The sequence below is a fragment of the Nocardia sp. NPDC050713 genome, assembly GCF_040654315.1.
Taxonomy (GTDB): domain Bacteria; phylum Actinomycetota; class Actinomycetes; order Mycobacteriales; family Mycobacteriaceae; genus Nocardia.
In genome coordinates this window covers 171,455-184,083 of the sequence record NZ_JBFAHS010000013.1, presented here as the reverse complement: position 1 = coordinate 184,083, position 12,629 = coordinate 171,455, and the positions used below count along the sequence as shown (strand labels likewise).

General features: G+C 70.6%; 10 protein-coding genes. 2 read left to right on the top strand and 8 right to left on the bottom strand.

The genetic code is table 11. The features are described 5' to 3' along the window. Nucleotides 1-9: 9 nt before the first annotated feature. Together AB0H49_RS23860 and AB0H49_RS23855 are read left to right on the top strand one after the other, a co-directional pair. Entirely contained in the window at nt 10-1,152 is a 1,143-nt protein-coding gene (locus tag AB0H49_RS23860) for a glutamate--cysteine ligase (RefSeq protein WP_357254454.1), read from the top strand. Between the two features lie 70 nt (nt 1,153-1,222). Continuing rightward, nucleotides 1,223-2,590 carry a DUF5933 domain-containing protein gene (locus AB0H49_RS23855; protein ID WP_357254452.1) on the top strand — a complete coding sequence of 456 codons (1,368 nt, stop codon included), beginning with the start codon at nt 1,223-1,225 and terminating at the stop codon, nt 2,588-2,590. Nucleotides 2,591-2,629: 39 nt separating this feature from the next. Here the strand turns inward: AB0H49_RS23855 and mnhG are convergent, their stop codons facing one another. The 8 genes from mnhG to AB0H49_RS23815 form a co-directional block, all read right to left on the bottom strand. Further along, complete coding sequence (gene mnhG, locus AB0H49_RS23850; protein WP_354998703.1) at nt 2,630-2,962, bottom strand: monovalent cation/H(+) antiporter subunit G; 333 nt, start codon at nt 2,960-2,962, stop codon at nt 2,630-2,632. Further along, nucleotides 2,959-3,219 carry a monovalent cation/H+ antiporter complex subunit F gene (locus AB0H49_RS23845; protein WP_354998704.1) on the bottom strand — a complete coding sequence of 87 codons (261 nt, stop codon included), beginning with the start codon at nt 3,217-3,219 and terminating at the stop codon, nt 2,959-2,961. Before AB0H49_RS23845 ends, mnhG begins: the two co-directional genes overlap by 4 nt. Before the next feature lie 4 nt (nt 3,220-3,223). Continuing rightward, nucleotides 3,224-3,799, bottom strand: a complete 576-nt coding sequence (locus AB0H49_RS23840) for a Na+/H+ antiporter subunit E (RefSeq protein WP_357254449.1) — start codon at nt 3,797-3,799, stop codon at nt 3,224-3,226. A 58-nt stretch (nt 3,800-3,857) separates the two neighbouring features. Then, a complete protein-coding gene (locus AB0H49_RS23835) occupies nt 3,858-5,459 on the bottom strand; it encodes a Na+/H+ antiporter subunit D (protein ID WP_357254447.1) in 1,602 nt (533 codons plus the stop codon). After that, nucleotides 5,456-5,839, bottom strand: coding sequence for a Na(+)/H(+) antiporter subunit C (locus AB0H49_RS23830; RefSeq protein WP_141808432.1), 384 nt, complete (start codon nt 5,837-5,839; stop codon nt 5,456-5,458). Before AB0H49_RS23830 ends, AB0H49_RS23835 begins: the two co-directional genes overlap by 4 nt. 150 nt (nt 5,840-5,989) lie before the next feature. Continuing rightward, on the bottom strand, nt 5,990-8,824 hold the full coding sequence (locus AB0H49_RS23825; RefSeq protein WP_357254445.1) for a Na+/H+ antiporter subunit A: 2,835 nt from the start codon (nt 8,822-8,824) through the stop codon (nt 5,990-5,992). 110 nt (nt 8,825-8,934) lie between these two features. Further along, entirely contained in the window at nt 8,935-10,248 is a 1,314-nt protein-coding gene (locus tag AB0H49_RS23820; protein WP_354998709.1) for a hypothetical protein, read from the bottom strand. A gap of 61 nt (nt 10,249-10,309) precedes the next feature. Further along, complete coding sequence (locus tag AB0H49_RS23815; RefSeq protein ID WP_357254443.1) at nt 10,310-12,538, bottom strand: AAA family ATPase; 2,229 nt, start codon at nt 12,536-12,538, stop codon at nt 10,310-10,312. Nucleotides 12,539-12,629 lie beyond the last annotated feature (91 nt).

The window sequence follows — 12,629 nt, the reverse complement described above, 5'->3', positions numbered from 1 at the left end:
GGTGCCGATATGGGCGGGGCAATCGAGAACGTTCCATTTCCAGGTTCGCCCCGGCCGACCATCGGCATCGAATGGGAGGTCGCGCTCGTCGACAAGGTGACGCGCGATCTCTCCAACACCGCGGCCGCGGTCTTCGATGCCGTCGGTGACCTGCGGGCCTGGGACGGCACTCCGCAGGTCACCAAGGAGTTGCTGCGCAACACCGTCGAGATCGTCACCGGCGTGCACGACACCGTCGGCGCGGCGGTGGACGATCTGAGCGGCACGATGGACACCGTGCGCCGCGCCGCCGACCCGCTCGGCGTCGACCTGTTCTGCGCGGGCACCCACCCCTTCGCGCAATGGTCGGCCCAGCAGCTGACCCGTTCGCCGCACTACGACGAGTTGATCGAGCGCACCCAGTGGTGGGGCCGCCAGATGATGATCTGGGGCGTGCACGTGCACGTGGGAGTCTCGCACCGGGAGAAGGTCTTTCCGATCCTGAACGCGCTGTTGTTCACCTATCCGCACCTGCTCGCGCTCTCGGCCTCCTCGCCGATGTGGGCCGGTTCCGACACCGGGTACGCGAGCAACCGCACCCTGATGTTCCAGCAGCTGCCCACCGCGGGCCTGCCGTTCCAGTTCGACAACTGGAGCCAGTTCGAGCGTTTCGTGCACGACCAGATGCAGACCGGCGTCATCGAGCAGCTCGGCGGCATGCACTGGGACATCAGGCCGGCCCCCAAGTGGGGCACCATCGAGGTGCGCATCTGCGACGGCATCTCCACCAGGGCCGAGTTGGCCGCGCTCGCGGCGTTCATCCACTGTCTGATCGTGGATCTGGACCGGCGGATCGATGAGGGCGAGGATCTCGGGACGTTGCCGCCGTGGCATGTCCAGGAGAACAAGTGGCGGGCCGCGCGTTACGGCCTGGATGCGATCGTCATCACAGACTCCGACAACAGCGAACGACTGGTCACCGACGACCTGATGGACGTGCTGAACCGGCTGGAGCCGACGGCCAAGCGGCTCGGCTGCTCCGACGAATTGTCCTTTGTCGCCGAAATTCCCCAGCGTGGAGCGTCGTATCAGCGCCAGCGCAAGGTGGCGGCGGCGACCCAGGGCGACCTGATCGCGGTGGTGGACGCGCTGGTCCAGGAGCTTTACAAGTAGCGCGCTGGGCTCACGAGCGGTCGTCTGGCGTTCAGCCGGCCAGGGGGACGGCGTTCATCCCCCGTTTACTATGGTCGTCGTGCTTGTCGAAGACCCGGGTTCCAGCGTAGGAAGTGCGGTGCGGCGGTTGAAGATACCGCCGTCCCGGGTCTGGGTGACCGCGGCCGTCGCGGCGGTGCCCGCATTGCTGATCGTGCTCCAGATCGTCGCGTTCCAGCAGGATTTCGAAGGTCCGTTGGAAAGCTTGTTGCGCGACTATGTCGGCACCCCGAAATCGATGTCGGTGCCGTGGGCCGGGCTGGTCCTCGCGCTGGTCGGTATCCCCATGCGGCGCAGGCTCGTCGCGCTCGGTGCGGCGGTGGCCATCGACCTGGTGTGCGCGGGGGCGCGGCTGCTCGCCGGTGATCCGCCCACGGTCGGCAACGGTCCGGTGCTTGTGCTCACCGCGCTCGCCCTCATCGCCTGGCTGCGCTGGACCGGCGACGAACGGCGCAACGCGTTGCACGCCGCCGCGCTCGGCGCGCTGCTGATCCTGGCGACCAAGGTGGGCGACGTCTGGTTGCACATCACGGTGCTGAGCAGTCCCGAGGTGCTCGACGAGTACGTGATGCTCGCCGATCACGCGCTCGGCGACCCGTCGTGGGTGATGGGCCGGGTGATCGACACGCTCGGCCCGGTGGTCTACGCCGTGCTGCACTGGGTCTACATCGAGCTGCCGGTGGCCGCCATCGTGGTCGCGGTGTGGCAGTTGCGCCGGGTGGTCGATTCCGGGCGGTGGCCGAGCCACTACCTGGTGCGGACCTTCCTGGTGCTCGGGTTGGTCGGACCGATCGTCTATGTCCTCTTCCCGGTGGTGGGTCCGATGTTCGCCTACGGCGCCGACGGCAACGGACTCCAGATCGGCAACTACTGGCCGGGCGTCCTCCCGCCGATCGACCGCAGTCCCGAGCCGCTGCCCTTCGACACGGCGACTCCGCGCAACTGCATGCCGTCCATGCACACCGCGTGGGCGCTGTCGGTCTTCCTGCACACCCGCCGCGATATCGACGGCTCCCGCGCACCCGCCTGGCTGCGCTGGGGCGGCACCTTCTGGCTGCTGGCCACGCTGGCCGCGACGCTCGGCTTCGGCTACCACTACGGCGTCGACCTGGTGGCGGGCGCGGTGCTGTGCCTGACCGTCGAGTCCGCGCTGCGCGAGCCGGAACGCGGCTGGGGATGGTTCCGTATCCGATTGGTCGTGGGCGGCGTCGCGGTGCTGGCGGTCCTGCTGCTCTCCTACCGCTACCTGGCGGTGTCGATGGCGGAGTACGCCGTCCCGGCCGGAACCATCGTGCTCGCGCTGTTGGCGGGCATGGCGGCCGCCTTCCACGCGACCTGGTTCGCGGGGCAGCGGGAGCCGGTGGTCGAGGTGCGGGAGACCGAGCCCGCCGACCGCTGAACCCATCGAGCGCTGCCGAGTCCGGCGCCGGTGGACCGCTCAGTCGATCTCGTCGCCGAGCTCGTTGACGCGCAGCAGCCCGTCGCGGTGCCGCTGTTCGCGGTAGGCGGTGCGGCCGATCAGGTGCGCGATCACCGGCGCGGTGACCAGCGTGAACAGCCCGACCAGCGCGAGCAGCCAGACATTGCCCTGGCCGCGCAGCTCGATCGCGGCGCCGCCGAGCACCAGCAGCAGCCCGACCACCTGCGGTTTGGTGGCGGCGTGCATGCGGGTCAGGGTGTCGGGGAAGCGGACGATGGCGATCGCGGCGGTGCACGCCAGCGCCGCGCCGCTGAGGATCAGCGCGGCCGATGCCCACTGCCAGCCGGTCATCGGTCGTCCCTGACGCGGAAACGGGAGACGGCGGCCGAACCGAGGAACCCGACCAGCGCCAGAGCGACGATGGCGGGCAGCACCGTGGCGTCCCGGTCGTAAGCGGCCCACACGGCGAGTCCCGCCATGGCGATGGCCATCAGCGAGTCGATGCCGACGACCCGGTCGAGCGTGCTCGGCCCCGCCAGGATGCGGTAGCTGGTGATGACGGCGGCGGCCGCGAGCAGGAAGCCCGCGAGCACGGCGACGACGGTCATGGGTTCACCTCCGGACGGGTTTCGGTACGGGCCGCTCGAGTGCGGAGATCAGCAGCCGTTCCAGGCGGCGGGTCTGCTGGTAGAACCGCGCCACCGCGGCCTCGCTGCCGACGTCGAGCACATGCACGTAGACCAGGCAGCGGTTGCGGTCGATCTCGAGCACCATCGTGCCGGGGATCAGGTTGAGCAGGTCGGTGGTGAGCACCAGCACCAGATCCGACTTGGTGCTCAGGTTGACCCGCAGCACACCGGAGACCGGCGGCGGCGCGGGCCGCAGCGCGAACCACGCGATCTGCAAGCTGGATTCGAGCGCGTAGTAGGCGCTCACCCAGATCACCTCGATGAGCGCGACCAGGTTGAGCCGCCCGCTCACCGGGATTCGGGGCAGCGGCAGCGCCACCATGATCAGCGCGCCGACCACCAGCCCAGCCAGCAGGTTGGCGACGCTCAGATCGCCCCACAGCGCCATGTAGACGGCGGCGAGCCAGAGCAGCACGCCGACGCGGACCACGCTGTCCTTGCCGATCCGCCGCGAGCCGGATCCGCTTGTCCCGCCGGGGATCTCGTCGCCGATCCTCATGTCTGTGCCGCACTGGGCTCGGGCACGCGCGGGGTCACGATTCGCCCATCTCGTTCGCTCATCGAAACGCCTCCGGTTCGCCGAGTACCGCGCCGACGTACACCGCGGGATCGTTCAGGTCGGCCGCGGCGCGGTCGGCGATGCCGAGGATCGGTCCGGCCAGCACGGTGAGGCCGAGACCGACCGCGGCGAGCGCCACCGTCGAGAGCAGCATGAGCGGCGGGATGCGGCCGGGATCGGTGCGCTCGTCGTAGAGCACGTCGGTCGAATCCTCGATCAGGGTCGGCGGTTTCGCGGCCGCGAGGTGTCCCTCCGGAGCTTCGGAGCGCGGCCGCCAGAACGCCTTGGCCCAGACCCGTGCGACGACGTAGAGCGTCAGCAGACTGGTCAGCACCGCGCCACCGACCAGCACCCAGGCCAGCACGCCGCCGTCGGCCGCGCCCGCCTGGAGCAGCGCGACCTTGCCGATGAAACCCGAGAACGGCGGTATACCACCGAGATTCAGCGCGGGCACCAGGAATAGCACGCCGAGCACAGGACTCGCCGCGGCCAGCCCGCCGAGCCTGCGCAGCGAGGTGGAACCGGCCTGCCGCTCGATCAGGCCGACCACCAGGAACAGGGTGGTCTGCACCAGAATGTGGTGCGCCACATAGAACACCGCGCCCGCCAGACCGGCCGCCGTGGCGAGCCCGACGCCGAAGATCATGTACCCGATGTGGCTGACCAGCGTGAACGACAGCAGCCGTCGGATGTCGTGCTGGGCGATCGCGCCGAGGATGCCGATCACCATGGTGAGCAGGCCGCAGATCAGCAGGATGTTGTCGAAAGCGCCGTCGGGGAACAGCAGCGTGTGCGTCCGAATGATCGCGTACACACCGACTTTCGTCAGCAAACCGGCGAAGACGGCGGTCACCGGCGCCGGTGCGGTCGGGTAGGAGTCGGGCAGCCAGTTGTACAGCGGGAACACCGCCGCCTTGATGCCGAAAGCGACCAGCAGCACCGCGTAGACCGCCGTGCGTACGCCTTCGGGGGCCGCGCCGAGGCGTACGGCGATCTGCGCCAGGTTCAGTGTCCCGGTGGTCGCGTAGACCAAGCCGATGCCGGTCAGGAAGATCAGCGACGACAGCATCGACACCATCACGTACGCCACCCCCGCGCGGATGCGTTCGGCGGTCGCGCCCACGGTGAGCAGCACGAACGACGCGGCGAGCAGCATCTCGAAGCCGACGAACAGGTTGAACAGGTCACCGGCCAGGAAGGCCGCCGAAACACCGGCTGTCAGAACGAGATACGTGGGGCGGTAGATGGAGGTCGGCTGGCGCTCGTCGCCGTCGCGGATATTCTGGCCCGCGCCGTAGACCGAGACGGCGAGCAGCACGATGGCCGAGATGAGCAGCATCCCCGCGGCCAGCCGGTCCACTACCAGCGTGATGCCGATCGGGGTGTCCCACCCGCCGACCTGCACCGCGGCGGTGCCGTCCCGGTCGGCCAGATAGAGCAGCATTCCGGTGATGACGACGACCGCGGTCAGCACGACCAACGTGACCGCGCGTTGAATGCGGGGTCTGCGGCCGAAGATCAGCGTCGCGGCGGCGCCGAGCAGCGGAACGAGCACCGGCAGCGGCGCGAGCGCGGGCAGAAGGTGCGGCGAGAGGCTCAATCTTCCGGATCCTCTCGGTCGCGCCGCGCCGCCACTTCCGCGTCACCGGGGTCGTTCTGCACGTCGTCGGTGGTGGTGAGCATGTAGGAGCGGTAGGCGAGGGAGAGCACGAACGCCGCCAAGCCCATCGTGATGACGATCGCGGTGAGCATCATCGCCTGGGCGAGCGGGTCCGCCATGCCCTCGTGCGCGCCCGCCTCGGCGCCGCCGACGGGCGGGTCGCCGTCCGGACCGCCGACGGTCAGGATCAGCAGGTTCACCGCGTTGCCGAACAGGATCATGCCGAGCAGCATCTTGGAGACGGCGCGCTCCAGGATCAGGTAGACGCCGCAGGCGGTGAGGACGCCGATGAGGACGAGCAGGGTCAGGTTCGACGTCATGCCTCCACCTCGCTGGCGCTCGGTTCCGGCATGCCGTCGGCGGGCTGGCACATGATTCGCTCACTTCGTTCGCTCATGCCTCCACCTCGCTGGCGCTCGGCTCCGGCATGCCATCGGCGGGCTGGCACATGATTCGCTCACCGCGTTCCCTCATGACCGACTCCCTCGCGGCGCCGGGGAGGGCTCGTCGCTCGGGGAGTCACCGAGTTCGCTGTCCAGGCGGGCGCCGAGGCTGCGCAGCACGTCGAGGACCAGGCCGACCACGATCAGATAGACGCCGAGGTCGAACAGCAGCGACGTCACCAGCTTGACGTGGCCGAACAGCGGCAGCGTCACCTCGATGATCGCCGAGGACAGCGGCGGCGCGCCGAGCAGCAGCGAGCCGGCCGCGGTGCCCGCCGCCAGCGTCAGTCCGGCGCCGAGGACGTGGCCCGCTTCCACCGGCAGCGCCTCGCCGAGTTCGTAGCGGCCGCCCGCGAGATACCGCAGCGTCAGCGCGAGGCCCGCGGTGAGGCCGCCCGCGAAACCGCCGCCGGGAGCGTTGTGGCCCGCGAAGAAGAAATAGATCGAGAGCACCATGATCGTCGGGAAGAGCAGGCGCGCGGTGATCTGCAAGACCATCGAGCGTTCCCGGCGGTCGACCAGCCGTCCGGCGGGCAGCCAGCTGACGAGGTCCGGGTTGTAGTGCGGCGAGTCGGCGGCGCGTGGCGCGGCGCCGAAACGCCTGGTGCGGAACACCATCGAGGCGACGCCGGTGGCGGCGACGATGAGCACCGAGACCTCGCCGAGGGTGTCCCACGCCCTGATGTCGACGAGCAGCACGTTGACCGCGTTCTTGCCGCCGCCGAGCCGGTAGGCGGCCTCGGGGATCCGGTGCCAGATGGGTTCCGCGCCGCGCGCCGCCGTGGCGAAGGCGGCCAGCACCGTGACGCTCGCCCCGACCGCGACGGCCAAGGCGGCGCGGCGCGTCTCGAACGCGGTGGTCCTGCTCTCCTCGATCTCGGCGGGGAAGGCGCGCAGGACGAGCACGAAGACCACCAGCGTCACCGTCTCGACGAGGAACTGGGTGAGGGCGAGGTCCGGCGCGCCGTGCAGCGCGAAGATCACGCCGCAGCCGTAGCCGGTGACGCCGACGACCAGCACGCTGGCGAGCCGGTTGCGCAGGATGGTCGCCGCGAACGCCATAGCCGCCATGATCCCGGCGATGGCGAGTTGCAACGGCGAATCCCACAGGCGCAGTTCCACTCCCGTCTTGGTGCCCAGCGCGAGCAGGACCGCGGGCAGGATGGTCAGGGTGCCGAGAATGGCGGCCTGCGTCAGCGGAAGCGAACCGCGCTGCACCGATCCGGTCATCCGCAGCGAGAGCCGATCCATCCCGCGCAGGGTGGCGTCGTAGGCGCGGTCGGCGTTGCCGAGGCGCGGGTGCGCCGTCTCCCCGAATCGGTTGCGCACCAGGAAGAGTGCCGAGCCCGCGGCGATGATCAGCACCGACAGCGCGAGCGGCACGGTGAACCCGTGCCACAGCGCCAGATGCGAAACCAGCTCGCCAGGAAGCGTTTCCGGATACCCGCGCAGCAGCTCGTCCAGCCACTGCGCGCCGATACCCGCGGCGAGGCTGGCGACGGCGAGTGCCATGGGCGGCGCGAGGAACAGCGGCCCCGGCGCGTGCCACGACGGTTGCTTGTCGAGTTCCCTGTCCCCGAACGCGCCCCAGACGAAACGGGCGCTGTAACCGACGGTCAGCATGGAGCCGAGCACGATCGCCGCGCACAAGGCGATGCGCGCCGGAACCGTCAACGTGTCCGCGTCCAGGATCGCGCCGAGCGCGCTCTCCTTGCCGACGAACCCGAGCAGCAGTGGAATGCCCGCCATGCTCAGCGCCGCGAGCACGGCGACCCCGCACAGCACCGGAGCCCGCCGACCGAGCCCGGACAACTCGCGCAGATCGCGGGTCCCCGCGCCGTGGTCCACGATCCCGACCACCATGAACAGGCAAGCCTTGAACAGCGCGTGCGCCACGATCAGCGTCGTCCCGGCCAGCGCCGCGTCCGGCGTGCCGATGCCGAGCAGCACGATCAGGAAACCCAGCTGGCTCACCGTGCCGAAGGCGAGCAGCAGTTTCAGATCGGTCACCCGCAGCGCGCGAATGCCCGCGAGCAGCATGGTCACCGCGCCGAGGACGAGCACCATCGGATGCCACGGCGGACTGCTCGCGAACACCGGCGCGAGCCGCGCCACCAGGTACACGCCCGCCTTCACCATGGCCGCGGCGTGCAGGTACGCGCTGACCGGCGTGGGCGCGGCCATCGCGCCGGGGAGCCAGAAGTGCAGCGGAACGATCGCGGACTTGCTCAGCGCGCCGACGAGCACGAGCGCCACCGCCACCGATACCGCGATCCCGTCCGGAAGGCGGTCCATGGCCAGCAGTTCCGACAGCAGGTAGGTGCCGCAGGTCTGTCCGAGGATCACGATGCCGACCAGCATCGCCAGCCCGCCCGCGCCGGTGACCAGCAGTGCTTGCAGCGCCGCGCGTCTGCTGGTCGCCCGCTCGGCGTTGTGGCCGACGAGCAGGAACGACAGCACCGTCGTCGTCTCCCAGAAGACGTAGAGCAGCAGCATATTGTCGCTGGCGACCAGTCCGAACATGGCGCCCGCGAAGCCGACGAACTGGGCGGCGAAGACGCCGAGTCGCGGTTCGTCGTCCGTGAAGTAGCGGGTGCAGTAGAGCAGGATCAGCGTGCCGATGCCGAGCACGAGCGCGGCCATGACGGCCGCGAGCGAATCGAAGCGCAGCTCGATGTTCATCGCGATCGCGGGCGCCCAGGTCAGCCGAACCTGCTGCGCGCTATCCCAATTCGCGACCACCCAGCCGAAACCGCCGAGCGGCGCGAGAGCGAGCACCGCGAAAGCGTTGCGCCCCAAAACCCGTACGCACCACGGCGCTGCCAGCGCGGCGAGCGCGTGCGCGAGCAGGATTACGAGCAAACTGCACTCCGTCAGGTCGTGGCGGGCGGTGGTGCGGTTCCAGCCTACGTGGAGCCAGGGTTTTCTGCGGAAGTGGCCGCTATGGCGTCAGCCATGTCGCGGCGGCTCGGCTATATATCCGCTACCTCGTCCCGGTGCGCGGGCGGCGCCGGTTTGCGGTAGGCGCGCGGCCGCAGGCGGTAGAGCAGGAGCAGGGCGAACGTGCACCCGGCCACGATCATCAGCGCCACCTTGCCGGGCGTGGTGGCGTGCGCCATGTTGTCCCGCGGCGGCCACGTTTCGTTCTCCACCGGCAGCGCGGTGACGACGCTCGGCAGGGCGAGCGCGGCGAGGGCGAGTACGGCGCTCGGGCCGTAGTGCGGTCGGGCGGCGCCGCCGCAGAAGCCGGCGGTCAGCGCGAGCAGCACCGTCGCGACGGAGTAGTAGACCGTGCCGTCGCCGTGCGCGTCCACCCACGCGAACACCGCGACGCCCATCAGCGCCAGCAGCGCCAGGAACGGCGACGGCGCGCGCAGACCGGCGAACAAGCCGAGCGCGGTGAGCGCGAGCACCACCAAGAGGCTCCACCAGGGCCGGGGCGCGTAGCCGAGCGAGTCGGCGGTCGCGACCAAGCTCACCGCGAGCAGCACGCCGATCCCATCGCGTCCGGGCAGCAGCATGGCCGCGATCAGCGCGGCGCTGATGATGGCCGCGACGGCGATCGCGATCTCCAGCCGGTTGTCGCCGGGCGCGGAGACATTGTTGTATTGGCCGGCCAGCCATTCGCTCGCCGCCAGGACGATCAGGCCGAGCACGATCGCCGCGAGTATCGGCGTGATCGGCAGATCGATGGGCACCGTCGAGTCGCTCTCCGGTTCGGCCCGGTCGCGATTGCGGGCGATGGCGACGAACAGCAGCACCACCGCGATGCCGATCATCGAGAACGGCGGCGTTTCCAGTACTACCCACGGGTCCTGCTCGGGCAGGTCGAGCAGGTCGGCGAGATCGCCGAAGACGAAGATGCTCGTCGCGCCGAGCACGTAGCCGATCGCCGAGGTGCGGCGGCGCAGCGCGACGACGCCCAACGCGCCCAACAGGATTCCGCCGCAGACCGCGTCGATATAGTTCTGCGTGGTGAGCAGATCCGCGGAGGCGACGTCGCGGCCCGCGAAGTGGTTGACGTACATGCCGAGCGCGCCGACGAACGCGACGATCCAGCCGACCAGCGGCCGGGCGAAGGTGGTGATCAGCACCGCGACCGTGACCGCGACGACCATGCCGATCGTCGCGCCGCGCGGCACGCTGTTGATCAGGCTGGCGATCCGGTACGGGGTGCTCTGCGCGGTCCAGGCGAAGGTGATCGGCAGGAACAGCGCGACTCCCGCGACCGCGGCCCCGAGGAGGGCCGTGACCACGTCGACTCCGTCGCCGATCCATCGCCGCACCAGGGCAACATACCCGCGCGACGGCGCCCAGCCCGTGATTACCGGCCCAGCGCCGTGTCCGTCAGCTGCGGTTTTCCGCGTACTTGCGCAGCGCTTCGACCTGATCCGGATCCAGCGACGGACGCACCACCGCGCGGGCGGCGGCGAGATCGGCGGCGGTGACGTCGGCGGCCGCCACGTCGCGGCGCATCGCCGCGAGCGCGGCCTCGCGCAGCAGCGCGGCGCAGTCGGCGGCGGAGTAGCCGTCCAGGTCGGCGGCCAGCGCGGTCAGGTCGACGTCGGCGGCCAGCGGCACCGAACGACCCGCGGTCCGCAGGATCTCCAGCCGCGCCGCGGCGTCCGGCGGAGGCACGAACACCAGCCGCTCCAATCGGCCCGGTCGCAGCAGCGCGGGATCGATCAGCTCGGGCCGGTTCGTCGCGCCGAGCACCACCACGTCGCGCAGCGGCTCCACGCCGTCGAGCTCGGTGAGCAGCGCGGCGACCACGCGGTCGGCGACACCGGAGTCGGTGCTCTGCCCGCGTCGCGGCGCGAGCGCGTCGACTTCGTCGAGGAAGATCAGCGACGGCGCGGAATCCCTTGCCCGCTGGAATAATTCGCGCACCGCCCGTTCGGACGCGCCGACCCACTTGTCCAGCAGTTCCGCGCCCTTGACCGCGTGCACGCTGAGCTGGCCCGAACCGGCCAGTGCCCGCACCAGGTAGGTCTTGCCGCAGCCCGGCGGGCCGTAGAGCAGCACGCCGCGCGGCGGATCGATGCCGAGCCTGGCGAAGGAATCCGGATGGCGCAGCGGCCAGAGCACCGATTCGGTGAGCGCCTGCTTCGTCTCGATCATGTCGCCGACGTCGTCCAGGCCGAGGCTGCCGATCGCCAATTCCTCCATGCCGGAACGCGACAGCGGGCGGATCACCTCCAGCGCGCCGACCAGGTCCTGCTGGGTCAGGCGTGGATCGGCCTGCTCCTTGCTGACCCGCGACGCCGCGCGCAGCGCCGCCTCCCGGCACAGCGCCGCCAGATCCGACACCACGAAACCCGGTGTGCGCGCCGCGATCACGTCGAGCTTCAGATCGTCGGTCGGCACCTTGCGCAACAGCTGCTCCAGCAGCGCCTTGCGCATCGCCGACGTCGGCAGCGGCAGTGCGAGCTCCCGATCGCACAGGTCCGGCGCGCGCAGCCGGGCGTCCACACCGGCCGGATGCGCGGTGGTCGCGATGAACGCCACGCTGGTCTCGGCCATGGCCGCCCGAAACTGGTCCAGGATCAGCGTCGCGACCGGCTCGGGGTCGGCGGGCAGCAGCGCGTCGATGTCGGTGACGAGCAGGATGCCGCCGCGCCCGGACGCGACATCGGCGACCGCCTCGGCCACCTCGCGCAGCCGGGCGCCGCCCTCCTGCGCGCCGACCGAAGGTCCGTCCAATTCGACGATGCGCCGCGGGGCGGTCACCGACCTGGCCAGCGTGGCCTTGCCGACACCGGCGGGTCCGGTGATCAGCACCCCGAGATGCGGTGTGGCGCCGAGGGTTCTGAGCAGTTCGGGTTCGTCGAGCGCGAGGCTGAGCCATTCGGTCAGCTTCGAAGCCTGGGCGTGCACGCCGACGAGTTCCTCCGCGGGAACGCGCGGCGGCGCGGTGCGCACCGCGGTCGCACCGTTGGTGCCCGCGGCGGCCTCGATCACCGCGCGGGAGGTATGGCCCGCGGCCGCCGCGCGTTCGGCGGCGTCCAGCGCCGCGACCGCCCCCGCGCCCCAGGCGACGGCCGTGTTGGGCTGCACGCTCACCGGCCCGCGCACCGGATCGGTGGCGGTGACGGTCAGCAGTTCGGTCGTCCACGCGATGCCGAAGGTGCGCGACAACGCCTGGCTCGCCGCCGACGAGGGAATATCCGGTCCCAGATCGCGCGGCAGCAGCGAGACCGCGTCGCCCACCGTGACGACCTTGCCGAGCAGCGCCTGCCGCAGCGTGGCGGCCGGAATGCTGCGGCAGGCGTGCACCGAGCCGCTGACCGAGATCTGCTTGGCGCCGTACACCGAGGCGGGGGAGACCACCACGGTGGCGTTCTCGCGCAGTCCCGCGTTCGACAGCGTCACGTCGTCCAGCAGCGCGACGCCCGCCGGAGTGCCCGCGGGCGCGATGCCGACCACCGCGGCGGTGCGGCGCGATCCCGCCAGCGCGACTCCGTCCCACTCGCGCAGGCCGAGCGCCGTCAACGCTTCCGGATGCAGGCGGACCACCCCGCGTCTCGCATCGGCGGCGGACGTATTCAGTCGAGCGGTGAGCGCCAGTTCTGCCACTGTGCCATTCTGCCCGCGTTGGCGTGCCGGTGGACAGGGACCGTGCGTAGCCGCGCCCTCGTCGCGGCCGACGGGAACCCTGTCGCGGCGG